Origin of the sequence: Salmonirosea aquatica (assembly GCF_009296315.1) — a bacterium.
In the GTDB taxonomy this organism is placed as follows: Bacteria; Bacteroidota; Bacteroidia; order Cytophagales; family Spirosomataceae; genus Salmonirosea; species Salmonirosea aquatica.
In genome coordinates this window covers 5,041,357-5,065,881 of sequence record NZ_WHLY01000002.1, presented here as the reverse complement: position 1 = coordinate 5,065,881, position 24,525 = coordinate 5,041,357, and the positions used below count along the sequence as shown (strand labels likewise).

The window sequence follows — 24,525 nt, the reverse complement described above, 5'->3', positions numbered from 1 at the left end:
AAAAATGAAAAATATATTCAACCGTAGTTTATTAATCGTTTCCCTTTTGTTCATCGGGACAGCGTGCAGCGAGTCGTACCTTGACGAGGTTCCGTTGGACCGGTTTAGTCCAGAAAACCTGCTGACCAGTGCGGCGGGTTACGATGCGGCAGTTGTTTCCCTGTATGAGGGAGCACGTCAGGAACACATTATTGCCTCCAACAATTTTGAATACATGACTGTTGGAACCGATCAGACCCAGTGGGGAAGGAACGATTCGAGGGGAAACAAGGATTACAGTCTGCTCAATTCAAATCTGAGCGCAACGATCATTTATTGGGACTGGGCGTTCAAAGAAATGATCGTTAAGGCTAATCTTATTCTAGAGAACATCGACGATCCTGCGCTGGATATCGCCGAAGCGGATAGGAATAATATTAAGGGGCAAGCCCTCTTTTTCAGAGGATATACCTATAATTTCCTGGCCAATATCTATGGGGGTGTACCGATCGTCAGGGAGCGGATCACGGAACCCAAGTTTGATTTCGTGCGCGATAGCCGGGCCGACGTGCTGGCCTTTGCGGCGGGAGATCTTGAACTGGCGAGCCAACTACTACCTACTCAGGTACCCGATGGCAGAATACCGAGGGCAGCGGCTTTTCATTTATTGAGCGAGGTTTATATATCCCTCGGGATGGAGAAAAAAGACCCAACTTTTTATGACAAATCCATTGCTGCCGCCACGAAGGTAATCAGCAAGGAAGCGGGTGACTACCAGATCATGACCGAACGCTTTGGTCCGGCCTCTTCAAGGCCCGGCGATGTGTTTTCTGATGTTTTTGCCGAAGGTCAGATCAACTGGTCACAGGGAAACAAGGAAGTCATGTGGGCGTGGCAGTTCGAGAATTTCACCATCGGTGGTACTTTTACAGCATCATCAGCCAACAACAGCATCCGGTACTGGGGTCCTGAGTACGACCGCACCCAGTCTCCCAATGCTAAGCTTAATTTGCCTTCTGATAGCCTGGGCAGAGGTATTGGGGTGAACTCACCTACCAACTATCTGAAATATGATATCTGGAAGATTGATCCCAATGATATGCGCAACTCTGAATACAATATTCAACGGGTATTCTACTACAACAATCCGGCAGATCCGGAATATTTTGGAAAACCGATACGCACCAGAAAAGCCGCGAATGGCAAACTGTACACGGTTAGAAATGACGGAACCATCACAAATTTCGAGCTGGACACGCTGCGCATGTACTATCCCTATTATAGGAAGATTAATGGTACCCCGGTTGGCAATAATGTTTTGAGTGGAAACACGGTCAAAGATTTCAGCCGGATGCGCGTAGCTGAAACCTATTTGTACCGCGCGGAGGCTTATTTCAGAAAAGGAGATCTGGCTAAAGCGGCCGATGACATCAATGTCGTGAGAAGCCGGGCCAAGGCGAAATTAATAACCGCTGCAGATGTTACCGAAGACTTTATTCTCGACGAGCGTTCTCGTGAACTGGTGGTAGAAGAACCCCGGTTACGAACGCTCATCCGGATGGGAAGGCTTGTGGACCGTGTAAAGAAATATAACTCTAAACCTTCTGTACCCAACGGACCTTCTTCGGGCGGCACGATCCAGGATTTCAACAGATTCTGGCCGATCCCTCAAAAAGTCATAGACGCCAACACAGGTGCGAAGTTCGAGCAGAATCCCGGCTATTTATAAAGAAAATCCCCACATCGATTACTTTCTGCCAAGTACAGTCTTAGCTTCCAAAGTCATTTTAGAAAGCAAGTAGTTGTCTAAATCTACATTCCCATGAAACGAAGAGAATTCCTGAACCTCAGTATACCCGCCACCGGAGTCATGCTGGCTGCCTCTGGCTTCATCAGTCCGCAGGCGCTGCGCGACATCAATCGGCAGTTTTCGGGCCCAAGTACCTTCGACACCTACGACCTGATCATCAACGGCGCCGGGCTGGCGGGGTACTTTGCAGCTCTGGAAGCCGTACGCCAGGGAAAAAAGGTACTCATCGTGGATAAACGCACCAGCCCCGGCTACGACCTGGCCGGCAAAGGAAAACTCTGGCTGGGCCTGGGTAATCAAAGCGAAGGCTTGGACAAACTACCTGCCGGACTGGCGGAGGTACTTTTACCAGCCGAAGAAAAAACCGAATTGCAAAACGCTGGAGGCAGCGGCTACGGGGCCAGCCAGTTTGGCGACGAGGTACTGCTCTTCTCGGGTAGTGTGCGCAAAGGAATGTTGCGCAACCTGCTCACCAATCAGGTCGATGTGCTGCTGATGACGGATGTCTGCGGCCTCCTCACCGACCGCGATACCGTGCAGGGGGTGCTGGTGGCTTGCAAGCATGGCTTGTACAGCATCAAGGGCCGCAGCTTCATCGACGCCTCCGACAATCTGCTGTTCAGCCGACAGTTGCTGGGCGACAAGTACCAGATTGCGCGGGCAGGCTTTGTGCTCGAAGTCATGAAGGCCGACAAACCACAAAAGCGGGCAGTGAAGGTAGGCCAGGGCTTCGGGCTGCACCAGGATCGCGTACAGTTTCATCCGGGCAAGCGCTCGGCCGACCAGCTTTTCATGGAGTTTGAATTCCCGGTTCCGTCCCAGAATCTTGACGAGATCGAACACCAGGCCAAACTGTTATCAGCCCGGCTGGGTCGGGATCTGAAGAAAGTGGACCCCAGCCTGACCAAGGCCCAGATCAACCAGTTTGCGCTGGAAACATCGCTGTATCTGGCCGACGAAACCCTGCCCCAAACAAAACTGAAAGGGCATTACCTGCTGCCCGGCGTCTCAAGTGCTCTTACCACCGACGCCATCCAGAAAATACAGGCATCGGCTACAGCGCTGGTGGGCCAGCTCCGGTACACCAAAAGTACCAGTCCTCAGTCGTTACTGACCGTCGGCTCCAGTATTCCTTTCAGTAACCTGAAGCTTTCGGGTGTCGACGAACCGGGCCTCATCGTTCCGCTCCAGCAGGTACTTTTCGACTTTGAAAAGCTGGTCAAAACCAAGGAGCAATGCCAGGTACTGGTGGCCGGTGGCGGTACCGCCGGGGCCATGGCGGCCCTGGGAGCGGCCGAAAAAGGGGCGAATACCATCGTGGTGGATTATTTCAATAACCTGGGCGGCACCAAAACCATGGGCGGCGTAATGGGCTACTACCACGGTGTGAAAGACAATCCTTTTTTCAAAAAGCATAATGACGAGGCCGAGCGCGTAGCGTTTGAGGCCAATATGAACAAGAAGATCGGCCGGAAACTCTACCACCTCCAGAGCCTACAGGAAGCGGGCGGACAGTTCAAGGCGGGTTCTATTCTGTGCGGTGCGCTCGTGGAAGGCAACCGCGTCAACGGCGTGCTGATCTGCCGCCACGGGCAGCTGGAGCTCATTCAGAGTCACGTAACCATCGACGCCACCGGCGACGGCGATGTGGCTGCTTTTGCCGGAGCAGAGTACCAGATAGGAAGTACCCGCCTGGGCGATACCCAGAACTACAGCCAGTGGGATGTTGCCGCGCCGGGCAAACTACCCTCTGCCACCAACCGCGACTACGACATTATTGACATTACTAAGGTCGCCGAGTTGCAACGTGGTCTGTTCCTGTCGCACTACGAAGCCCATCACTACGACTTCCATCCCTTCCTGACGGTACGGGAATCACGGCGGGTAGAAGGGATGCACGTGCTGGATCTGATCGACTGCGCCGAAGGGCGTCACTTTGAAGATGTTATTGCCCTGGCCAGCAGCGACTTCGATCCGCACAACATCGGTAGTTCGGAGTTCACCAAGTGTGGCTTCCTGCTTCCCCACTCCAACGACATCACCGTGGAGGTACCCTACCGCTGCCTGGTACCTAAGCGCCTTGACGGGCTATTGCTGTCGGGCCGTGGGTACAGCCAAACCCACAACGCCCTGCAGTTTACGCGCATGACCGCCGACCTGATCGTGCTGGGGTACCTGACCGGCCAGATCGCCGCTGACCTGGCCTGGAATAAGACGGAACCCCGCCAGTATGATGTATCGCGTTTGCAGAAAGAATGGATGGCACAGGGGTACCTGCCCACCCCTTACGCCAACAAAAAAGCGGGTGATCAGCGCGCTGACGCCAGCGAAATCCGTCGTCGGGTGGATGCCCTGGCCCAGGGCGCGCCGGAGTACCTCTACGAGTGCAGCCGCATCCCGAAAGAAAAAGCCCTGCCGGTACTCAGCGAGGTATTTGAAAAAACGTCTCCCGCCGCCGGGAAGCTCCTGCTGGCCAAAGCCCTGGCCTGGTTTGGCGACGCGCGCGGTGTAGACCTCATCGAACGGGAGTTGCAGCTGCTTTTCACCGAAGAGCAGAGCGAAGGCTACCCCGATGGCTATGTCGATGACTACGATTCGATCCGGGGGCGGGAGAAAAATAAACTCGAGGGCCATTTCTGGCGTATCAATCAGAATATTGCGCTCTTGGCGATGGCTGGCAGCACGCAGCCCAACTCCACCATCCGGCATATTATTGAACACACGGCCTCGGGCGGAGACTACATCGAGCGTACCAGCGAATATTACAATGGCCGCATCGACCTGAAATTCGTGCCTTTCTACAACCGCATTCTCAACCTCTGCTTCTACGCCGACCGGGTGCCCGATCCGCAGTTCATCGCGGCTTTCGAAAAGGTCCTGACCGACGAGAACATCAAAGGCTACCGGACGCAGGATTACGATCAGGTACGCTGGCGAACCTATGGTGCCAATCTTGAGATAGCATTAGCAGCGGCGCTGGCACGGTGCGGTGCCAAAACGGGCTACACTATGCTGGCCGACTACCTCAATGATATTCACTATACGCTTAAAAAATTTGCGGCTTCCGAGCTACGCACCCTCAGCCAGGCCGACCACGGCTACAATGCCGATGCCTGGAAGAAGTACGTGGCCAAACTCCCCTACCCCCGCCCGACCCAAAAGCTCGTCAAAGCGGTAGAGGTTTGATCTCAACAAAAAGTACCCCAACCGGAATTGCACCATGTACTCTCATTTTCTGCGGCTATTGATCGGGGTTGTCAGTACTTTTTTACTGGGGAACGACCCCGTTTTTTTCCGAAGCGCTGCTCTGCAGTACCTGACTCTTACCCCGCTACCTGACGAACATTTTATCCAGAATGACGAAAATGAGCTGGTACCTGTAGTGGCGATGAAGGACGCCCGGGGAATCTTGTATTGGTACCGGCGCGTCGACACCGAGGTATGCCTTACGGGTGAATGCAAGCGGGTGGACGTGGGCCTGTACTGGTACTGCACGGGCGATTTTCTGGGTCTGGAAGTGTACCGCGAACATCTCACCAAAACCGACCATAGCAATTTTTTCCCCGCCGACTACGACAAACTGATCACTGTACTGAGCAACGATTGGTCCAGCCTGCGGGAATACGCCCTGGCCGACCTCACCACCGACACGCCCGCGGGCGTAGACGGCGTGTCGGGCGCTACCCGGAAGGAAATTGCGGCCGAGGCCGTTGCCGATGCTGTGTACACCACCCATACGCTCTGGCACCTGGTGCACGTAGGTGAAAAGGAGCAGCTCGTGCCGCTCACGATCCGGTACCTCAACGAGACCGACCTGATGAATGCCTTACTCAGCAGCCATGACAAAAAGTACCCCCTATTTTTGCTGGAAGCCAGCCGGCAAGGTGAATTAAAGGTCACCCGGCCCATCCAGAAGCTGGTGCTGGAAGGGCTCATAGCCCGCGATGCCCCCTCCTACCGCCATGCGGCTCTCAAAGCCCTGGCCGCCACCGACCTCAACGACGCCTGGTTTCAGGCGCAGCTGGCACCCATTTACCAAGAGTCCGTGATCAATGAAAAAATAGAAATTCTTCCCGCTTTAAAGTCCCTGCAGCACTTCGAACCCGTTCTGTACGACGCCCTGGCCCGCGACCTGGATGCTCAGCAGGGGTGGCTGGCGGTGAAGATTCTCCAGGTACTTCAGGCCGCACCTACCCACTCCGACCAGGTACTTCACACAGCGCGGCAACTGCAAAATAGCGAAAGTACCTTCGTGCGGAAGGCGGCGGATGATTTTTTGTCCGGAAACAAATAACCCAGGTACCTTACCAAACCTTATTCACCCTATGCAAAGCCGCCGGGATTTTCTAAAAACAGGTACACTCCTCAGCGCCCCGGGGATAGTCCACATCTCCCTAACAGAGGCAATCGAAGTATCCACCCGCAAATCGGATCCAACTATTCTGCTCCGTTCTTCCTGGAACGATAATAACATAGGCGATATTGGGCATTCGGCAGGTACCCTTCGCATCATGGAACGGTATCTGCCTCAGGCTCGGCTCATCTTGTGGCACGCCGCTCCTCGTCCGGTCACCGAGGCACTGATCCGGAAAAATTTTCCCAGAGTACAGATCGTCAACGGTGGGTTCGAGGGAGCAGATTCCGACGCAAAAAGCGAAGTGATGGAAGCCTTCAGGCAAGCCGATGTATACATTCATAACTCCGGCATGAGCATGAACTACGGTCTGTTCAATTACGAATGGGGCTCCACCATGTCCAACCTGGTACCTTTTTACTATTGCCTGGAGAACAAGATTCCTTTCGGCCTGTACGGCCATTCGTTCGACAAATTCGCTCCGCCCTCCCAACTGATCTACCGCGATGTCCTGAGCCGGGCCGCCTTTATCTATACCCGCGATACCGAATCCCTGGATTACATCAAGGAAATGGGCTTCAGTGCTCCGATCATGGAGTTCGGGCCGGATGGCTGCTTCGGGATTGATGTCCGTGACGAAGAAAAGGGACTGGCCTATCTGAAACAGGCTGGCCTGGATCACCAGAAATTCCTCACGGTGGTGGTACGTACCAATACCCCGCACCTGGACAGTGACGGCAAGGGAAACCTGCTCAACCCTACCCAGACGCCCGAAAAAATGGCCGAGGATAGACTCCGTCTGGATAAACTGAAAGCGATGATCACGCATTGGGTACGCACCACGGATCTGAAGGTACTTATTGCCCCTGAGGCACTCAAAGAAACCAAATACGGCAAAACCCTGCTGTACGATCATCTGGATAACGATGTAAAGCAGAAGACGGTTTTTCGCGATACCTTCTGGAATGCCGACGAAGCCATGTCGGTGTATGCCCGGGCGCATACCATTTTTGGCATGGAGCCCCATTCCCTCATCATGGGGCTGGCGCTGGGGGTACCCATTATCCACGCCCGCCCGCTGGCTCATGGCCGCAAGGGGTGGATGTTTCGGGACATTGGCCTGCCCGAATGGCTCTTCGATATTGACCGGGTATCTTCTGAGCAATTGATCGATACCCTCATGACCATTGAAAAAGGTTACCCCCAGGCTAAAAACAAAGTCACAAAAGCCATGGCGTACGTAGCCGAACGGCAAAAAGCCACGATGGAAACGGTGGCAAAAGCTACTTCCTGAAACGGATAAGAATGTGGCAAAAAATCGGATGGTTATTCACGAAACTGACTTTCAACCCCTATTCAACGATTTAACGCCTTAAGACCTCCAACCTTTAAGACCGCCAGGATGTGAAACGCTGGAAGGTGGAAACAGGAACCCTTACGGCATTTAGGGCATTACGTTTCCGGGGATATACAATGACGATCTGAAAGAGGTTGTGCGAGCCAGTCCACTTGATATCAACTCCTGAATGGAGCGGTCTTCGCTTTGTTCCGTGATTCGGTATCGATGGGTCTGGCCCAAAATAGCTGAGTTGACAACCCCATTATGGAATTTTATCCTGACGGGGCTTTCGCCATGGATTTGCCTAACGACCAAGCCGCCAAAGCCTTCATGAAGGAGAATGGCCTGGAAAAAGGAAAGTACCTGTGTGTCATTCGCACCCGCTTCACGCCCTACTGGAAGATTCCGAGCAGAAGTCAGGCTTTTAACGAAAAACAGGATGCCGGTAATCAGGCCATAAAAGCGTACCTTACCAGAATACTTCATCACAAACGAACAACCATGAAATATACCACCAAAATAAGCCAGATTACGAGTTTAGACGAACTACCGGGGGCCTGGACCCGGGAAGACTATCTGGAGCTTCTCAAACGGTTCGACTTCCCGGACGGTGATACCTTGAAGAACGAAGATCCCAAAGAGTACCTGTACATGGCCATTGCTGATCGGGAACCCGCCGAAGCGGCGGCTATTCTGCTCGATTACCGGCTGTCTGAATTCTTGAACGAGGGGCAAATCAGTCAGATCGCGTACGATATGCAGCTGGATAAAATTTCAGAAGAGTACCCCGAGATTTCGCTGCATCATCAGCTTGCAAATATCAACCAGCTACTTTACAAAGCTTTCAATGGAAAATTTCCCCATGTGAAGACGAGTGTGATTGCTTTTGAAACCACCCCTGAAACCAACCTCGATACGCTCCTCACCAAAGAATTGGCTTTGAAAGCCCTGGCCGGTGGACTCTCGGATCGTTCGCTCATGAAAAGGCTATTTGAGGATCATCTGGCGGGACAAGCAGTATTTGAGGAAGCAGAGGCGATTGTCTGGGAATTGAAACCCTTGGGCAATGCCCGCTACCAGCTAACTACCTCGGAGTATTGGCTGAGTGATGCGGATTTTGACCAATTGGAGTTTGAAAGCGACGTAGTGGAAAGCCCCTTGCCCGCCGAGACAGAATAAGGTAAGGTGATAATATCAATAATAGATGGTTCACATAGTAATAACGGCTGCCCTTTCAGGCAGCCGTTTTGCTGGATGGGTACTGTGCTTGGGTAGAGCAGTGCCTGGCGCGTTGAAAAGGTCAGCTGAGAAATAAACCTTGAACTAGCCTAAAGGTAGGATAGTTAGTGTATTCGGTACCATACTACGAAAAAAGGTAGGCTTCTTCGATTCCCTCAAAAAATGATCATCCTGCGGGCAAAATGTATGAATGCGGGGCAAATAGTATAGTTTTGCACCTCACATCCACCGCGTTTCAATGGCTGAAAGTACCCCCATCTCCTGGAAAATAATCGCTGCGTTCGTAGGAATCTATTTTGTGTGGGGATCTACCTACCTGGCGATAGCCCTGGCCCTGGAAGGCTTTCCCCCGTTTACTCTGGCGGGTATACGTTTTTTTACGGCGGGATTTCTTTTGTTTCTATTTTGCAAATACAAGAGACAAAAAATTACGAGTGTCCGTGCTATTTTCAGAACCTCCGTTATCGGCATACTTCTGCTTTTATTTGGCAGCGGATCGGTCATCTGGGTCGAGCAATATCTGCCGACTGGCCTTACCTCCATTGTGTGGGCTTTTCTGCCGATTTGGCTGATCGTTTTGGATTACAACCAATGGAAACAGTACTTCAAAAATAAATGGTTGATCGCAGGATTGATTATCGGTTTTGCCGGAATTGTCCTGCTGTTTTCTGACAAAACTGCTTTGGATTTCAATAACCGCGATGTCCTGATCAATTTCTTTATCGCCATTGGAGGAACCATTTTATTTTCAATCGGCTCTTTGCTGGCCAAGTACGGCAAAAAGATAGAAATGGCCACGACGATGAAAGCCGCGATTCAAATGATGGTAGCCGGGGCGGTATCCATTCTGGTTGCTTTTCTCATTGGGGAAACTGACCAGGTTATTTGGTCGGAAATATCGTTTAATGCAATTTGGGGTTTATTCTTTTTGATCTTTTTTGGATCGATTGTCGCATACCTTTCCTACGTTTGGCTGCTCGAGAAAGTCAGTCCCGCTATCGTCGGAACGTACACGTACATCAATCCGCTTATTGCCGTTTTTCTGGGCTGGTCGATCCTGGGAGAAACGATCTCTCCCAAACAACTGATAGCACTCACCATCGTACTGACGGGGGTGATTCTGGCAAACATCAACAAGCCTGCCCGCTAACCTTAGCCACTTCCCATTTGTAATTGGGACGGACAGCTGCCAATGCCTTTTCCATCTCCCCTACTCTTCTAAGGTACCCTCATTTTCCAGTTTCTATCTTCGGAGGTACCTACCTATCTGTATTCAAACCGAAGGCCCATGGTTTTTAGCATCCATAGGCTTATTTTCTGTACATTTAGGAATTGAATTCCTAAATGTACAGAATGGTACCACGGCAACTGGGATTTCTTCATAGGCCTGCATCACTTCGAAAAAACAGCCTCCGATGCGCAACGGATTTTGTTCTGCGGTGGAGACAAGTTTCAAAAGCGAAGTCAGGCGCTATTGTGTTCGATGGGGCAGTTGGGAGAGGTGGTTTGAAGGTAGTTAGTTTATTGGCGTTTTGGCATTTATGTCTTTTTAGATAGCTAATTATCTATATGCTACTATTGATTAAATCAGTAATGGTAAAAGAATATTACATTTGTCAACTATCATTGTCTTAGAAATTTATACCAAAAAATTCGGTAACTTTCTTCTGTGATTTTCTTTTGATCGAAATGCTTTTCAAATCGCATATCTACGTCAAAAAAATTATATCGATCACTTATAATATCCTCCATTTCTTCTGATGAAATTCTACAATAATTAGACATCCTTAAATCTTCATATCGTATCTTATAAAATATATTATTTGTAGGATTTGCATAAACTATTTCAATCCAAACAACATATTTTAGCCACTTCAACTCCATTTCATCTCCTCCTTTCAGAGAAAGGCATGCTATCCAGCCACTTATATCAAATTCATCATTTTGTTCAGTTTTAGAAAACTTTCCTCCAAATCGGATACTGATATTTCTGGCAGCCGCATTTGAACAGTTTATAAGGAACCAGTTTTCTCTATTTTTAACAGTGAAATCAAGAATTGGGCTCATCTGAAATCTATTAAAAGTATCCGTAGACTGATATACCCTGTAAGAAATAAATCCAATTAAAATAACATTGACAAAGGCAAGAAAATACCCATGATAAGAAGCAAAATGAGATATTTGCTCAAGATAGACTCTGCTAGTTCCATAGTAGACCCCAAGTAGAGCAATAATGATATAGCTTGCGAAACCAATAGTAATCAGACTCACACATACCCATAATATTATAAGAAATTCCTTTCGATTCATTTAATTGATTTTAAATTGGGGTAATACTGAAAATTTTGTGCTTATTTACCTAACCCGCGGCCGCTTTATCACCTCGCGTTTGCAATGCGAACAATGGAATAACTTTCACTGAAACTAACCGATCGGGGTGATAAAAGCCCAGTCATCTTTTCAAAATCTCCACCAGTGCCTTATTGATATATAGGGTTTCCCGCCCTACCTTCTGAGCATCGAGCACGCCAATACGTTCCAATTCCCGCAGGTAGCGGGAAGCTGCTTTCCGTTCTACGTTCAGATGTTCGATCACAAACTCGATTTTGGCGTAGGGTTGTTCAAAAAGCAACTCCACTAACTCCTTTCGATAGGTTTTAGGTGCCTCGCTTTGTACTTTTTCCAGGGTTTGCGTCATGAGCGTTCGGATACGTTCTATTTTCGCAATAGTCTGTCGGGAAGTGATTTCTATGGCCCGGAGCATATACAAAATCCAGTCTTCCCATTCGCCATTGGTATAGGTATGGCTGAGAAGCCGGTAATACTCCGCCTTATGGTCCATGATATAAGCACTCAGATACAGGATCGGGATGTCAATCTGCTTATTCAGAATTAGATAAAGGATATTCAGGATTCGACCCGTCCGGCCATTTCCATCGTAAAACGGATGGATACTTTCAAATTGATAATGGAATATCGCCAGATTGATCAACGGCGAAAGGGTAGTATCTGTATTATTGAAATGCTCGATAAAATTGGAAAGCATATCCATTATTTCAGATTTGTCCTGCGGAGGAGTATAGATTGTTTCTCCGGTACGGTCGTTTTTCAGAACTGTACCCGGAAGATTCCTGATTCCTGCGTTATTTTCCAGAAGTTCTTCCTGAATCCGTACGATGTCATTCACACGCAGGAAGCCTTGTTTTTGAACAAGCTCAAACCCCAGAAAAATAGCCTTCCTGTAATTGACCACTTCCTTGGTTTGGGGAGAGCTGTTGGACTTATTGACGGTCAATGCTTTGTAAAGTTCATCCTGCGTGGTAATGATATTCTCGATCTCCGAGCTATCCTTTGCTTCCTGAAGCACAATGGCATTGATGAGCATAGACTGGTTAGGAATGCTTTTGGCTATTCCTTTCAATTCGGCCAAGGCCGCCGTAGCCGCACTAACCTCTCTGAGAATGGGGATGGTTTCAACCTTTTCACGCTCAGGTGGTAATTTAGAGAGCTGAATAGGGTGCATAAAGTCTCACGTTTTTTTAATATGTCCCAAAAATACATTTTTTGGGACATATATTCTTCTGCTCAACTATAAATCACCCTTAGAAGCGCAACCAATCATCTACCTAAACTTGCTTTCCCGCTGTCTGCGTAGGGTACCTCCATCTTCCCGGTGTTGCTATTGGCGGATAAAATCCCGGTTTTCACAGACCATTCCGGCTGTTCCTGCCCTTTGGCAAAATGAATATCCATCAGGTACCTTCATACCCGCTCACATTAAATCGAAATCGAATTAGCGCCGCCTTTCAGATTCAGCGTCTGCTGGCCCCATCGGAAGGTACCCGTCAGGCTCGCCGGTAGTTGCACGGTACCTTCGACGCCAGACTTGCCTTTGCGCTTGAGCGAAACCTCGATCATGCCGTTCGGATGCGGAACCGCGCCTTTCACCGAGGGTAGCTTCCCCAGATGCGGGGCCACGGTCACTTTTTCAAAACCCGGCCCGGCCGGTTCAATGCCGCAAACCATCGAAAGGAAAAAGTACATGGGAGAGGCGCTCCAGGCGTGGCAATCGGAGCGGGTCGGGTCCGCTCTTTCAGCGAAGGTAGTCAGGCCCTTTTTCAACATATCTTCCCAAGGGCCGAGCAGTTCCAGGTACTGGTCTTCCTTGTTCGTCTTCCGCAGCGCCTCCATGAGATAGAAGGAAAAGTAGTAGCTGGCCGGAGCCATGTCGGTACCTTGAATGACTTTATCCATCAGCGCGGCCGATCTTTCGGCGGACGAAGTACCACTCAACAAGGCAAAGATGTTGGTGTGCTGGCTGAAATTTTTTCCGCTGGGCGTATCGGCATACAAACCCCGCTGAGCATCCCACGAAAGTTTGTTAACCGCTCCCTGAATCCGTTTGGCTACTTGGTCATAATGTTTTGCCTGCTCGGGGTACCCGTACCTGCGCATTAGCTCCACGGCTTTTTGTAGAGTATATACATATTGCAGGCTGATCGTCGTAGACTGGGTACTTCCCACGCCCGGTGGTATCCCCGAGTCCCAGGCATCGACCCAATCCACAAACATCCACCACTCCATGTTGCCCAGCAGGTCATTGGCGTCCAGGCGCTTTTCGTACCAATCCAACACGCTAAGTACCGCAGGCATCATCCCGGCCACGGTGCCGTCATCTTTCCGCAATTTCAGGTAGTCGTGCAGCATGGTGATCCAGACCAGCGAGAAAGTCGGTATGTACTGCGGATCATAACTCGGGTAGCGGCTCTGCGTCAGACCGATGGAATTGAACGAATCGTGGAACGACTGCAACGCGTTCTTATAGAGCCGGGTATCGCCGGATACGTAGGTAGAGATAAGACATTGAATCCGGGTATCGCCCGTGTACTGAAGCTGTTCGTAGTAGGGGCAGTCAAAATAATTTTCTCCCGAACAAAGGAGCTGGGTGCGCCAGCTTACATCCCAAATCTGATCCAGAGTGGGTACCTGGGTTTCGAAAACCGCTTTTTCTTCGAAGGGGTACCCTGTGTACCGCGATTGAAAATCGTTCAGAACGAGCGGCTCGTTTTTGGTTTCGATGTCCAGCTGAACGTACCGGAACGTACGCCACCACAGGGTTTCGTAGGTTCGGTTCTTGCCGCCATCGGGTTTGATGACGTTGCTGTTGCCTACAATCTTTTTATTCTCGACCACATCCCGGTTGCCTTTTCGCCCTTCCGCATCCACCAGACTTTCGGCGTAGGTCAGCTTGATGGTACTTCCCTGACCCTGGGAAAAGGTGAGCAGGGGATAGGCATTTGTCAACTGCCCCTGATCCAGCAGGATTGTTAGCTGTGTATTGGGAGCGATCGTCAGGGCGGTACTTCCGCCTATAAACCCTTCGTCGATGTCCTTTGAGCTTCTCCGAACGGCCTTGAACCGTTGCAGATGCTCCTCCATCAACGGGATCGTCCGCCTGACCAGCACGTGGGGAGGTACTATCCCGTACTTGCCCAATCCCTTCGCCGGATTGCCGGGCCCCAGCGACTTGGCGGCCACGAAACCAGTGTCGGCAGCCCCTTTCGCCTCCCAGTCCCAGGCGTACGCACCGCCGTCAAACGCTTCGCCGGGCCCCACCACGTAATAGGCATTCAGCCGAACCGGGAGGGGCCGATAGGCTTCGCTTTTCAGGACTTTCCAGGTGCTGTCGGTATTGATGATACGCTCACGGGCCGTGTTCCCTTGCAGGATAAATCCGGTGCGCACGCTGTGCTGAGCGACGGGGCGGTACTGCGCAAAATTCCAAACGACTGCCGATACGATATTGCTACCTTGAGCCAGATAGGGGCCGATGTCCAGGCTTTCAAACCGCCAGTGCAGTTGATCCCCGCGAGCCGGGCCATTGGTGATGTACTTTCCGTTTACGTAAAGCTTGTAGCGGTTGTCCGCACTGACATGGACGATGAAACTACCCGGTTTCTCATTCACCTGAAAGGTTTTTTTGAACAGATAAATCCCGAATTCATCCCCCTTGATGGCGGGGTGGGTGATCCAGTTGGCATCCCAGGCGGTTTCCAGCTCGGGATTGTATTCTGTCGTGGACTGTGCCCGCACGAGGGTCAGGCAGGCGGCCCACAGTAAAGTTAGCAGAGTGATGTGCTTCATAATAGGCATGAGGGTTAGTACTGATTCAGACGGTACTCAATAATTTTCCAGAAAGACAATCTGCCTTTCTCCGTAAACTACTAACAAGGTACCCTTCTGATCGCTAAAAAAATGGGTGGTCATTCTCTATCTATCCTGTTTTGTCAGAAACTGTTTCTTAGGGATATGATCAGCCGGGTGGTTACGATCCAGGTCGTATCTTCACCTGCATCACTTCTCCAACGCTACTTTCCCGCTGTTGGCATAAGGTACCCTCAATTTCCAGGTCTTGCCAGATGCTTTTACTTTTACCTCTACCCCTCCTCATTTTCAGAAAGTACCCCGCTGGGCATAGTCTACGGTAGGAGACTGCGTACTCATTATAAATAGCCATCTGTAACGGCCCGGCAGCGCTGTTTTCGTAGTATTGATTGGCAACAAATCAACTCTTGGCTAAAAACTGCATAACAATTACTTGGCAAGCTGGTAATTCTTTACCAGAGCCGAAGCCGAAATATTCAATACTTTTTCAAGTTCCCGAATCATATCGACCGTTAGCTTTCTCTTCCGATTGAGTACCTCCGAAACCCGGCTTTTACCACCAATGACACCGACCAAATCTTTCTGATTTAGGTTCATCTCCTCCATTCTAATTTTTATGGCTTCAATCGGATCAGGTGCGTCGATTGGATGGTATTTTTCCTCGTAATCTTCAATCAGTAATGATAATATTTCGGCTTCGTTTCCTTCCTCTGTATCGGCAGCTGCATCGAAAATAGCATCGAGACGATGAAGTGCCTCATCATATTCTGCTTCTGATTTAATGGGTTTGAGGTTCATTATTGAAATAATGTTAAATAGTATTTGCGTTTATCTTATTGTACTCGGCATGGGTGCCGATAAATCGTACAAAAGCCCATTGTTTTTCAAAATTGAACCGGACAATCAAACGGTAGGTGTTCCCCTTCACATTAAAAACGACTCTGCCGTCCCCGAGTATACTGGCAGATGCGTAGGTAGCTTTGATCTCATTGGGGGATTGCCAGTTTGATTTTTGCACGGTATCATACCATGTCTTCAAATATTGCTCCGAGTCGGGATATTTATCCCAAAATTCTTTTAGTGTGCGTTTGGCAACTATTCTTTTCATAATGGCATTTGAACGACAAATGTAGCAAAAGTTCCCAAATGTAGAACAATGTGTTTTTTCCACGCAATCCGTTTAGCTATGTCCAATAACAAAGCGTACCAGCTTAGTATCAATCCAAACCCTCAATTCTCCAACGCTACTTTCCCACTGTTGGCATAAGGTACTCTTAATTTCCAGGTCTTGCCAGAAGCTTTTACTTCCACCTCAACCCCCTCCTCATTTTCTGAAAGTACCCGGGCCTGCACCGCGGGCGTAGGGCCTTCGGAGGGCATGAGCAGCCACACAAAAGTCTGGTCACGGGGGATGTTGGCGCTGTAAATAGTGGCGGTATTGGGCGAGTAGACGTTGTATTCGGGGCTGTACCAGCCCTGGATTTCCGGCTGCTCCTGCCCTTTGACAAAACGAATATCCATTTTTTGGTCGCTAACGGGTACTACCGCCAGATTGCCCATGGGATTATTGGTTTTGATGCTATTCCCATCCTGCGTTACCACGCAGTCAGGGTGCCAGTGCCAAAGGGTTTCGACTTTGCGGGGGCGGTCGGTCTGGATCCGGTCTACCACTACCCAAAACTCGCCACGTATATACATGAGCGAACGCGAGTGGCGGGCGGTACCTTCCGTATTTTTAAAATCGGCAAACTCACCGGTGGCGTAGTCGAATTCGGGGGTAATTTTGAGATGACTGTCGTCCAGGGGTACCTCGGCTAGTTTGGGGCCGGGATTTTGTCCGTGGCCGTCGATCAAAACCAGATTGTGTCCGGCGCTGCCCGTGGCGTAGGGCCGGAATTTTTCGGCCACTTCACCCGTGTAGGCAAACCGTCCCGCATCCACCAGCAGATCGCGCCCGTAGGCCGACACTGAAATGTGCAGCTTGTCGCTGTGCTGATGCCCGCTTCCCCACGGACCGATGTCAAAAAACGACCACTGCGCCTGCGCATCGTACCCAGAGCGGGAAACCAGCTGACCGGCCCAGGGGAAAAAGTATGACGGCCCCTGCGTGGGTTGGGTACCTTGCTGTCCGTTGGACGCCAGGTAGGCCCATTCGGGTTTGTGGTACTTTTCAGCGGCTTTCAGTAGCAGTTCCCGGTCGCTGCCCCGGTCGCCGTCGTTGTTGAGGATGCGGTACCCGTCGGGACGAATGGCCCGGGCGATGTAGTCGTACATCGCCACGATGGTCTGATTGAAAAAATCCGGCAGGGGGCGGTTGGCGCGGTCGCAGATGTCTTTGAACAATTCAAAATTGGCCAGCGCCACGTTGTGGTAGTGCGAAGTAAGTTCGGTCTGAATGCCGTCGGGGTACACCTGCCCCTTCATGCTTTCGGTCATGGTACCGATGGCGTAGGTGAGCCATTCGTCGGCCTGTTTGTATTCCGGGAAATTGGTGGCTACGGTCGCCAGAGCCGATATTTCCATCGTCAACCAGTTGTTGCCGGCGTGAAAATACCGGTTGTAATGCGCATGATCGGGCAGACTGCTCAGCATCAGCAGTTGCGTAGCGGGTGTCAGGTACGGACTATTGATCATCCCGTAGAAAATCCGCGACCACGCCTTGACCCGGGCGGCCACTTCCAGTCCCCGCCATACCGAAGTACTGCTTTTCACGGCCGGATAGGGCAGGCTTTTGATGATAAAATCGCGCAGGAAGTCATCGATGTACCGGGCGTACTTCGGGTTACCCGTTTCCATGTAGGCATTGTACACTTCCAGCAGCTGCGAATGCCGGTTCGAGAGCCAGGCCCACTCCCGGTCGTTATTGGGACCCTTGTAGTACCAGTCGCGGTGGCCGTCGGGCAGCAGGGGGGGTACCCCCCGGACGTTCTGCACGTAAAATACGTAGTTCAGCACCGTATCGGCGTCCGCTACGGTTTTAGTGGAGGCGGCCGGCTGAGACTTCCGGAGGTAGGTGGCCGTATTGCCTTTTTTATAGTAGGCCAGCAGTTCTTTGCAGGCCTGCACCAAATCCCCTTTGGCCTGGGCCTGCTTTACTTTTTCCAGGCCCGGCGTATTCAGGTCAAACTGATCGAGCATCGTTTTCATCGTTTCCGGTGCGTAGGCACAGATGTCCTCCACGGTGGTGAGTTCCTGCCACTTTTTCTGGGCAAAAACATTTGTGGAAACAAGGGTAAAAAAAATCAGCAGCGCAAACAGCCGGGAAGCAAACGGAAACGACAGGGCAACAGGGGCTTGGAAATTCATGCAACAGGGTTAGAAAGGTACGAAAAATGGAATGAACCCCGTAGGGACATCAGCTCGGCAGCAACTCGCTCTAATAAAAGATTTTTTGCCGGAAGCCTACTGTACAGGACGAAATACGGGGCTAGGGTACCCTGAGTCGATCATCGCGCCCCGGAAACCGAAGCCCGTCAAGATCGGCCTACCCACCTACCCCATTCGAAGAACCGCCGCCCCGGACGGCAGGACCTGAACGGCAGTAGTAGAATAGTGCCTGAGCCCTACTTTGGTACATTCGGCTGATGCGTATAAGCGGGACGTTTGCCCAATGCTCACTACATAAAATAACCCAAAGCGATGGAGAAAATCAGGATTTTCAGTTCACAGGAAGAGTACTACGATCACGCCTTTGCCACGTTTATCAAGAGTACCGATCAGAAAGAAAATGCCAAAGTCTGGATCACGGAATTTCTGGACGGGATCGATCCGAAACATACTGCGATCGACGCTGGAGCCGGCAATGGGGTACTTACCAAAATCCTGGCCCGGCACTTCGATAAAGTACTCGCGGTGGAGCCCAACGAAGCCCTGCTCGCCGAACTGGCCACGGCGGGTGAAAACGTGGAGGTAATCGACCAACCCATTGCCGAGGGTACCCTGCCCGGGACGGTGGCCGATTTGGTACTGTGTTCCCACGTGCTGTACTACATCCCCCAATCCCAATGGGACGGTATACTGCACCAGCTGCTTTCCTGGACCAAACCGGGGGGACGCATTGTCGTCATACTACAGGCTGAGGATACGGATTGTATGAATTTTTTCAGGAAACTCCGAAACGAAGAGTTTCCCATCATGCATTTCATGGAAGAATTTTCCCGGACCGGTACCGCCCAATCCGTCGACGTATTCCGGCAGACCTCCACGATCCGGTGTCGTTCGGAAGAAGATTTGGAGTTGATTCTGGAATTTTTGTTGAATCTGACTCCTTTTCCCAACGAAGAGTCCATTCCTACCAAGGCAGACCTCCGTACTTTCCTCAGCTCCCTACAACGCACGGAATCAGGCGAATACAGCATGTCTTGCGATCAGCTTTTTTATACAATCACCAAATAAACCAGCCGGGATGAAACCTACCTGTCCTACCTTGCATTTTATAAGTATATTGGCTCTTTACTATCTAAAAACACTATGAACAGCTTACTCCAATCCAAACCACGTTCCCTTTTCCGGTACTTCACCGTATCGGCGCTTGCCGTCATGCTGGCGGTATGCATCAGTACCGTACAGGCCAAACCCCTCGCCACCCCGCTGGAAGGCCGCTGGGATCTTACCGTGGACATGAACGGCAAACCGGCTCCTTCGTGGCTGGAAGTCACCCATTCCGGCAACCATACCCTGGTCGGCCGATTTGTGTCGGTATCAGGCAGCGCGCGGCCGATTTCGGAGGTACATTTTCAGGACGGCAAATTCAATTTCTCCATTCCGCCCCAATGGGAAAGCGGTGAGAACGACTTCTCGGTGCAGGGTACCGTGCAGGGCGACAAAATGAGTGGTACCCTCACCACCCCCGACGGAAAATCCCACAGCTGGACGGGCGTACGGGCGCCCAAACTGCGCCGTACCTCGACGCCTGCCTGGGGCAAGCCCATCAAACTCACGGAAGGCAACATGATCAAGGGCTGGCACGCCGCGGGTACTAACCAGTGGACGATCCAGGATGGCGTGCTGAAAAGTGAGAAATCCGGCGCGAACCTGATCACCGACGAAAAGTTCGACGATTTCAAACTGCACGTCGAGTTCCGCATTCCTAAAGGCAGCAACAGCGGCGTGTACCTGCGCGGACGTTATGAGGTGCAGGTCACCGACGGCAAAGGTATGGAACCCTCCTACGGAGAACTCGGCGGCGTGTACGGTTTCATCGCTCCCAGCGAGATGGTGGCCAAGGAACCCGGCGAGTGGCAATCGTTCGACGTAACGCTGATCGGTCGCATGATTACGCTCGATGTCAACGGCCAACGCGTCATTACCAACCAGGAAATTCCCGGCATCACGGGTGGTGCCCTCGACAGTAACGAAGGCGAGCCCGGCCCCCTCTACATTCAGGGCGACCACGGCCCGGTAGAGTACCGAAATATCGTGATTACGCCGGCAAAGTAAGGATAAGGGGGAAAGTAGTTTCCCCCTCCTTTTTATCCCCTCAGATCTGTAACATAGGCATGTACAGTAGCTCCGAAGTTCGGTTTTCTTAATCAAGCGCTATGCGAAAACATACTTTATATTGACGCCTGGAACAGCATGAACACGGCTCGCTTTGAGCTCCAATACCCATCGATATGGCAGATAACAAAAATCAAACTGACGAATCATCATCACCGGCCGATACTACCCCCAAGGTGACAGGGATTGGCGGCATTTTCTTTTTTTCGGACAACCTGAAAGAAACGAAAGAATGGTATGCCCAAAATCTAGGATTTGAAATCAATGACTGGGGTTCATCGAGTTTTGAATCCAGAGATATTGATAATCCTGAGGTGATTAACTCGCTGCAATGGAGCCCTTTCAAAAAAGGGGATGATTATTTTTCGCCGTCTAAGAAAGCCTTCATGATCAACTACCGGGTTCAGAATATTGAAGGATTGGTAGCCAAACTCAAAGAAAACGGGGTGACCCTACTCGACGACATTGAGACTTTCGACTATGGTAAATTTGTCCATATCATGGACCTGGAAGGCAATAAAATTGAACTTTGGGAGCCGGTTTAGTAGACTTGGTAATTCTATTAAACGATGCGGATAGCGTTACAAACACGAGGTTATTCGACGCCCGATCGCAGAAACCAATCTCCGAGTTTTTAACACTGCCCTTAAATAATAAGGGCAGTGTTGTATCTGTCATTCAACTCCATCTTTCTTCTATGATTTACAAAACATTATTGCGGATTACCCTATACATTGTTTTTGTTTTATCGTCAGTAGGATGGTTAGTGGCATTCACACAGCACTGGCAGAATAGCAAATATATGCTAGTCCCTGCATCAATAGCTTTACTATTCATTGTACTTGACGTTTTAGTGTTAAGAAAAGGCAACAAAATGTAAAATCACCTCGCGTAAAAACTCGCCAGTTGGTCCAATCTTGGCTTGACCAGCCCATTCTTCATCGGCTCGAATCTCGTTACCTCCACCTTATCTTTGGTAACCACCACATAAAACGGCTGATTCAACTTAGCCGTGAGATGATAAATGGTGGCAAGCTCCGCAATATCCTCAAACCACGCCGCCATGGCGTATAAAGACGGATACGGGGTCTGCGCGAGCTTCTGATACACTTCCGGTGCCAAGCTGATCGGCACGGTTTTCCCACTGCGGAAACGGGTTTGTTCCAACAGCGAATCCAGGTACGGCTCGGCGGGTACATTCATTTTGCGCCAGATACCTTTTGTAAAAGGCGTCGGTTCCACGATTGCATTTCTTTCGGCGGGATGCGGGGTAATGTCCATCACTGCGTCGACAATGTGCGTGGCCTCGTGCATGAGCACGTACACGATGGCATCCAGGGTACCTCCTTCCACGCGTACTTCATAACTGGAATCGGCGGCCGGTGTGAAGCAGGTGGTCTCTTTCCACGTGGCCCATTCTGAAATAGTTTCCTCCAACAAACCCGCACGAAAAGTAATGTTGAACATTTTCGGACCGCCCGCAGAATCGACCGGCGAGGTCAACGCCGTGTTTGGCATGTTATCCATGAAACTTATGCTTTGCAAATGCTGGTTCAAAATGCGCTGATGCAGCGGCGGCAAAAGCGCAAAAGCATGAAGTACCTTCTGTTTTTCCGCTGGCGTCAGTTCATGGTTAACCGGCTTCATCCCGGCCTCGCGGAAACTCTCAAAGACACTTTCAGGCGCAATTCGTACCCGTTGCGACAGTTCCTTCGTGTGAGTAGAATCCAGGTCCTGCGCCGAAGTACCCGCTGAGAAAAACAACACTACCAAAAGGGTAACACCCAGAATAAACGCCGCTTTCCTAATCATCATTCATTCAAAATTTTATCTACCATGGTTTCGCAGGATGCTCCATGATCAAGCGTGGATCTTCCTGAAGCAATCCTGCGAATTTAGACTTTAAACTCTTAGCCCGTAATCTTTAACGAGCTAATGGAAGTACCATCGAATTCAAGATTATACTGCATCACCGCCGGACTACCCGGAAATGTACCGGTTACTTCCACGGTAAGCTCGCCCTTTGAGCCCGTCTGCTTAAAATCCAAGGATTTTAACTGCATGTTATACTTTTCAGTCGCCTGCTGTATCCACTGCTTGATTTCCTCTCTACCTGAATAGGACGATCCTTCATCGGAAACAGTTGCCTGTTCGGTGAAATAGTTGGCAAATGCTGTGCTGTCCCGTTCATTTTGTGCCCTAATAAGGCCTTCTATATTTTCAGGAAGTTTCATGAGTATAAAAGTTTTGATTGATTAAAAAAATGCTTTGATAAACAGCTGATTATACCGTAGGAATTGTGCCGCCGTCGATTACATATTCGGTGCCGGTGAGGTAAGCCGCCCTGGGTGAAACCAGGAAACCGACGAGTTCAGCGACTTCTTCCGGCCAGGCCGCTCGGCCGAAGGGAATGCCGCCAAGAGCATTCATCACCCCGTTGGTAGCCTGTTCAGCGGTGCCGCCTGAGCTTTCGGCGATGCGCTCCATCATTCGGCTGGATGCAGTGGTCATGATCCAGCCCGGCGATACGGTGAGCACGCGCACTCCTTTCGGTGCCACTTCATTCGACAGGCTTTTGCTATAATTGACCAGAGCCGCTTTCGCCGCCGCATAGGGAAGCGTGGAGTCATACAACGGCAGTTTCGCCTGAATGGACGCAATGTGAATAATTACCCCCTCGTGGCGCTCGATCATGCCGGGCAGAAAGCCGCGGTCCAGTCGCACGGGTGCCAGTAGATTGGTCTGGAAAGACGATTCCCAATCCCCGTCGGACAGCACGGTAAAACCACCGCCCGGCGTTTCGGAACCACCCATATTATTGACCAGGATATCCAGGCGACCGAATCGATCCAATACTTCATCGACCACTTTTTGGGTTCCTTCGGGTTTGCTCAAATCCGCCGCTATAAAATAAGCGCCGTTGCTTTCGTCTTCCGGCTTATTTCTCGCGGTGATAATCACCGTAGCACCCGCTTTTAGAAGGCGCGCGGCGATAGCCTTTCCCGCTCCTTTGCTTCCTCCGGTTACCAGCGCAATTTTGCCCGTCAATTCGTTTTCAAAATTAAAGTCCATGAGTTTGCTGATTTGTTTAGGACAAATTTCGGGAGTATGGTACCTTCTGACAAGTACGGACTTACGAATCAGATAGGGATAAATTTGTCCCTATTGAACTGCTACAAGCATAGATTTATATTTGCATTATGTACGAAAGAAAGACAATGCCCAACCTGAACTGCGGGCTCGACCTGATCGGTGAGGTACTTTATGGCAAATGGAAGATGCGGCTTTTGTGGTTTATCAACGAAGGTTTCCAACGTCCGAGTGAGCTGCAGCGGAAAATACCGGATGCATCCAGGCGCGTGCTCAATGTACAGTTGAAAGAACTGGAAAGCCACGAGCTGGTTGGAAAGGTAATTTATCCGGTTGTCCCGCCCAAAGTCGAATATTATCTCACCGATTTCGGAAAATCACTGATCCCGGTCATTGGTGCAATCGGGGAATGGGGCGACCAGCATGAGCAGCGCTTGCGGACACTCATTGAAAAGAATATTCGGGCTAACACTGACTCGTAATCGGTGCGATCGGCCGCTACCGATACAAACGCGAGGCGATAGCATCCCGATTGCGAATTGGGACGTGCGTGATTGACTTCCACCTTAGTAGGTTTCACCTAAAAGAAATCTGCCTATATTCACTCCTTCAAATAATCCACAGCCTAAAAAAACAAAACGATGAGAGTTGAACGAAGTCATAAGGCAAGCCAGCAGGAGGCCATCAGGAAAATCGATTCTTTTCTGGACGAGCTCATGAAGCGCGATTTTCCGGGAGGAGTCGTCGTGAAAGAACCCACGAAAAGCTGGTCTGGGAATACCATGGACTTTTCTTTCAAATTGAAGAAAGGGTTGATGAGTACGAGGTTAGCCGGGAATATTCAGGTGGAAAACGGAAAAATTATCATGAACTCTGAAGTACCTGGTCTGATTAGAACCTTCGTGTCGGAAGAGAAAATTTCGGACGTGATAGGCCAGCAGATTGATTCGCTTTTCGCGGACAAAAAGTAGCTAATTTTCAGGAAGTCCGCTTCTTTCTATCGAACTTTTGTTTGCGTGCGGTAGTAGAATACTTCCCCTTGAAAGCCGC

General features: G+C 50.4%; 21 protein-coding genes. 12 read left to right on the top strand and 9 right to left on the bottom strand.

What is annotated here, in order from left to right; translation table 11 throughout:
* Positions 1-4 precede the first annotated feature (4 nt).
* From GBK04_RS22045 to GBK04_RS22020, 6 genes are all read left to right on the top strand, one after another.
* Positions 5-1,708 carry a RagB/SusD family nutrient uptake outer membrane protein gene (locus tag GBK04_RS22045; RefSeq protein ID WP_152763448.1) on the top strand — a complete coding sequence of 568 codons (1,704 nt, stop codon included), beginning with the start codon at positions 5-7 and terminating at the stop codon, positions 1,706-1,708.
* A gap of 93 nt (positions 1,709-1,801) precedes the next feature.
* Entirely contained in the window at positions 1,802-4,975 is a 3,174-nt protein-coding gene (locus GBK04_RS22040) for an FAD-dependent oxidoreductase (RefSeq protein ID WP_152763446.1), read from the top strand.
* A gap of 34 nt (positions 4,976-5,009) precedes the next feature.
* Positions 5,010-6,083: a hypothetical protein gene (locus GBK04_RS22035; protein ID WP_152763444.1), complete on the top strand. Its 1,074-nt coding sequence runs from the start codon at positions 5,010-5,012 to the stop codon at positions 6,081-6,083.
* A 31-nt stretch (positions 6,084-6,114) separates the two neighbouring features.
* Positions 6,115-7,437 carry a polysaccharide pyruvyl transferase family protein gene (locus GBK04_RS22030; RefSeq protein WP_373331207.1) on the top strand — a complete coding sequence of 441 codons (1,323 nt, stop codon included), beginning with the start codon at positions 6,115-6,117 and terminating at the stop codon, positions 7,435-7,437.
* 309 nt (positions 7,438-7,746) lie between these two features.
* Positions 7,747-8,661: a hypothetical protein gene (locus GBK04_RS22025; protein ID WP_373331206.1), complete on the top strand. Its 915-nt coding sequence runs from the start codon at positions 7,747-7,749 to the stop codon at positions 8,659-8,661.
* Positions 8,662-8,959: 298 nt separating this feature from the next.
* Complete coding sequence (locus GBK04_RS22020; protein WP_152763440.1) at positions 8,960-9,871, top strand: EamA family transporter; 912 nt, start codon at positions 8,960-8,962, stop codon at positions 9,869-9,871.
* A gap of 473 nt (positions 9,872-10,344) precedes the next feature.
* Here the strand turns inward: GBK04_RS22020 and GBK04_RS22015 are convergent, their stop codons facing one another.
* The 6 genes from GBK04_RS22015 to GBK04_RS21990 all read right to left on the bottom strand — a co-directional run bounded on the left by GBK04_RS22015 (position 10,345) and on the right by GBK04_RS21990 (position 18,192).
* A complete protein-coding gene (locus tag GBK04_RS22015; RefSeq protein WP_152763438.1) occupies positions 10,345-11,031 on the bottom strand; it encodes a hypothetical protein in 687 nt (228 codons plus the stop codon).
* A 142-nt stretch (positions 11,032-11,173) separates the two neighbouring features.
* Positions 11,174-12,244 carry a Fic family protein gene (locus GBK04_RS22010; protein WP_152763436.1) on the bottom strand — a complete coding sequence of 357 codons (1,071 nt, stop codon included), beginning with the start codon at positions 12,242-12,244 and terminating at the stop codon, positions 11,174-11,176.
* A gap of 254 nt (positions 12,245-12,498) precedes the next feature.
* Complete coding sequence (locus GBK04_RS22005) at positions 12,499-14,865, bottom strand: alpha-L-rhamnosidase-related protein (RefSeq protein ID WP_373331205.1); 2,367 nt, start codon at positions 14,863-14,865, stop codon at positions 12,499-12,501.
* A gap of 450 nt (positions 14,866-15,315) precedes the next feature.
* The gene (locus tag GBK04_RS22000) at positions 15,316-15,684 is read right to left on the bottom strand and encodes a helix-turn-helix domain-containing protein (protein ID WP_152763431.1); all 369 of its coding nucleotides are present in this window, start codon (positions 15,682-15,684) and stop codon (positions 15,316-15,318) included.
* 13 nt (positions 15,685-15,697) lie between these two features.
* Positions 15,698-15,994, bottom strand: a complete 297-nt coding sequence (locus GBK04_RS21995; protein ID WP_152763429.1) for a type II toxin-antitoxin system HigB family toxin — start codon at positions 15,992-15,994, stop codon at positions 15,698-15,700.
* Between the two features lie 122 nt (positions 15,995-16,116).
* Positions 16,117-18,192, bottom strand: coding sequence for an alginate lyase family protein (locus GBK04_RS21990; protein WP_152763427.1), 2,076 nt, complete (start codon positions 18,190-18,192; stop codon positions 16,117-16,119).
* Positions 18,193-18,223: 31 nt separating this feature from the next.
* Between GBK04_RS21990 and GBK04_RS21985 the strand changes: the two genes are divergently transcribed.
* The 4 genes from GBK04_RS21985 to GBK04_RS21970 all read left to right on the top strand — a co-directional run bounded on the left by GBK04_RS21985 (position 18,224) and on the right by GBK04_RS21970 (position 20,930).
* The gene (locus GBK04_RS21985) at positions 18,224-18,421 is read left to right on the top strand and encodes a hypothetical protein (protein WP_152763425.1); all 198 of its coding nucleotides are present in this window, start codon (positions 18,224-18,226) and stop codon (positions 18,419-18,421) included.
* Positions 18,422-18,525: 104 nt separating this feature from the next.
* Positions 18,526-19,281, top strand: coding sequence for a class I SAM-dependent methyltransferase (locus tag GBK04_RS21980; RefSeq protein ID WP_152763423.1), 756 nt, complete (start codon positions 18,526-18,528; stop codon positions 19,279-19,281).
* Between the two features lie 75 nt (positions 19,282-19,356).
* Positions 19,357-20,325, top strand: a complete 969-nt coding sequence (locus GBK04_RS21975) for a 3-keto-disaccharide hydrolase (protein WP_152763421.1) — start codon at positions 19,357-19,359, stop codon at positions 20,323-20,325.
* Between the two features lie 176 nt (positions 20,326-20,501).
* The gene (locus tag GBK04_RS21970; protein ID WP_152763419.1) at positions 20,502-20,930 is read left to right on the top strand and encodes a VOC family protein; all 429 of its coding nucleotides are present in this window, start codon (positions 20,502-20,504) and stop codon (positions 20,928-20,930) included.
* A gap of 337 nt (positions 20,931-21,267) precedes the next feature.
* Here the strand turns inward: GBK04_RS21970 and GBK04_RS21965 are convergent, their stop codons facing one another.
* From GBK04_RS21965 to GBK04_RS21955, 3 genes are all read right to left on the bottom strand, one after another.
* Positions 21,268-22,200 (bottom strand): hypothetical protein, encoded by a 933-nt coding sequence (locus GBK04_RS21965; RefSeq protein WP_373331204.1) that lies wholly within the window; start codon positions 22,198-22,200, stop codon positions 21,268-21,270.
* 95 nt (positions 22,201-22,295) lie between these two features.
* The gene (locus tag GBK04_RS21960; RefSeq protein ID WP_152763417.1) at positions 22,296-22,619 is read right to left on the bottom strand and encodes a nuclear transport factor 2 family protein; all 324 of its coding nucleotides are present in this window, start codon (positions 22,617-22,619) and stop codon (positions 22,296-22,298) included.
* 49 nt (positions 22,620-22,668) lie between these two features.
* Positions 22,669-23,457: an SDR family oxidoreductase gene (locus GBK04_RS21955; RefSeq protein WP_152763415.1), complete on the bottom strand. Its 789-nt coding sequence runs from the start codon at positions 23,455-23,457 to the stop codon at positions 22,669-22,671.
* A gap of 128 nt (positions 23,458-23,585) precedes the next feature.
* Between GBK04_RS21955 and GBK04_RS21950 the strand changes: the two genes are divergently transcribed.
* Together GBK04_RS21950 and GBK04_RS21945 are read left to right on the top strand one after the other, a co-directional pair.
* Positions 23,586-23,957, top strand: coding sequence for a winged helix-turn-helix transcriptional regulator (locus GBK04_RS21950; RefSeq protein WP_152763413.1), 372 nt, complete (start codon positions 23,586-23,588; stop codon positions 23,955-23,957).
* A 159-nt stretch (positions 23,958-24,116) separates the two neighbouring features.
* Positions 24,117-24,446: a polyhydroxyalkanoic acid system family protein gene (locus GBK04_RS21945; protein WP_152763411.1), complete on the top strand. Its 330-nt coding sequence runs from the start codon at positions 24,117-24,119 to the stop codon at positions 24,444-24,446.
* Positions 24,447-24,525: the final 79 nt, after the last annotated feature.

What these genes read in the sequence shown, in the direction of transcription:
- GBK04_RS22045 (WP_152763448.1), top strand. Translation starts at nt 5, where the DNA reads ATGAAAAATATATTCAACCGTAGTTTATTAATCGTTTCCCTTTTGTTC.
- GBK04_RS22040 (WP_152763446.1), top strand. Translation starts at nt 1,802, where the DNA reads ATGAAACGAAGAGAATTCCTGAACCTCAGTATACCCGCCACCGGAGTC.
- GBK04_RS22035 (WP_152763444.1), top strand. Translation starts at nt 5,010, where the DNA reads ATGTACTCTCATTTTCTGCGGCTATTGATCGGGGTTGTCAGTACTTTT.
- GBK04_RS22030 (WP_373331207.1), top strand. Translation starts at nt 6,115, where the DNA reads ATGCAAAGCCGCCGGGATTTTCTAAAAACAGGTACACTCCTCAGCGCC.
- GBK04_RS22025 (WP_373331206.1), top strand. Translation starts at nt 7,747, where the DNA reads ATGGAATTTTATCCTGACGGGGCTTTCGCCATGGATTTGCCTAACGAC.
- GBK04_RS22020 (WP_152763440.1), top strand. Translation starts at nt 8,960, where the DNA reads ATGGCTGAAAGTACCCCCATCTCCTGGAAAATAATCGCTGCGTTCGTA.
- GBK04_RS22015 (WP_152763438.1), bottom strand. Translation starts at nt 11,031, where the DNA reads ATGAATCGAAAGGAATTTCTTATAATATTATGGGTATGTGTGAGTCTG.
- GBK04_RS22010 (WP_152763436.1), bottom strand. Translation starts at nt 12,244, where the DNA reads ATGCACCCTATTCAGCTCTCTAAATTACCACCTGAGCGTGAAAAGGTT.
- GBK04_RS22005 (WP_373331205.1), bottom strand. Translation starts at nt 14,865, where the DNA reads ATGAAGCACATCACTCTGCTAACTTTACTGTGGGCCGCCTGCCTGACC.
- GBK04_RS22000 (WP_152763431.1), bottom strand. Translation starts at nt 15,684, where the DNA reads ATGAACCTCAAACCCATTAAATCAGAAGCAGAATATGATGAGGCACTT.
- GBK04_RS21995 (WP_152763429.1), bottom strand. Translation starts at nt 15,994, where the DNA reads ATGAAAAGAATAGTTGCCAAACGCACACTAAAAGAATTTTGGGATAAA.
- GBK04_RS21990 (WP_152763427.1), bottom strand. Translation starts at nt 18,192, where the DNA reads ATGAATTTCCAAGCCCCTGTTGCCCTGTCGTTTCCGTTTGCTTCCCGG.
- GBK04_RS21985 (WP_152763425.1), top strand. Translation starts at nt 18,224, where the DNA reads ATGAACCCCGTAGGGACATCAGCTCGGCAGCAACTCGCTCTAATAAAA.
- GBK04_RS21980 (WP_152763423.1), top strand. Translation starts at nt 18,526, where the DNA reads ATGGAGAAAATCAGGATTTTCAGTTCACAGGAAGAGTACTACGATCAC.
- GBK04_RS21975 (WP_152763421.1), top strand. Translation starts at nt 19,357, where the DNA reads ATGAACAGCTTACTCCAATCCAAACCACGTTCCCTTTTCCGGTACTTC.
- GBK04_RS21970 (WP_152763419.1), top strand. Translation starts at nt 20,502, where the DNA reads ATGGCAGATAACAAAAATCAAACTGACGAATCATCATCACCGGCCGAT.
- GBK04_RS21965 (WP_373331204.1), bottom strand. Translation starts at nt 22,200, where the DNA reads ATGATGATTAGGAAAGCGGCGTTTATTCTGGGTGTTACCCTTTTGGTA.
- GBK04_RS21960 (WP_152763417.1), bottom strand. Translation starts at nt 22,619, where the DNA reads ATGAAACTTCCTGAAAATATAGAAGGCCTTATTAGGGCACAAAATGAA.
- GBK04_RS21955 (WP_152763415.1), bottom strand. Translation starts at nt 23,457, where the DNA reads ATGGACTTTAATTTTGAAAACGAATTGACGGGCAAAATTGCGCTGGTA.
- GBK04_RS21950 (WP_152763413.1), top strand. Translation starts at nt 23,586, where the DNA reads ATGTACGAAAGAAAGACAATGCCCAACCTGAACTGCGGGCTCGACCTG.
- GBK04_RS21945 (WP_152763411.1), top strand. Translation starts at nt 24,117, where the DNA reads ATGAGAGTTGAACGAAGTCATAAGGCAAGCCAGCAGGAGGCCATCAGG.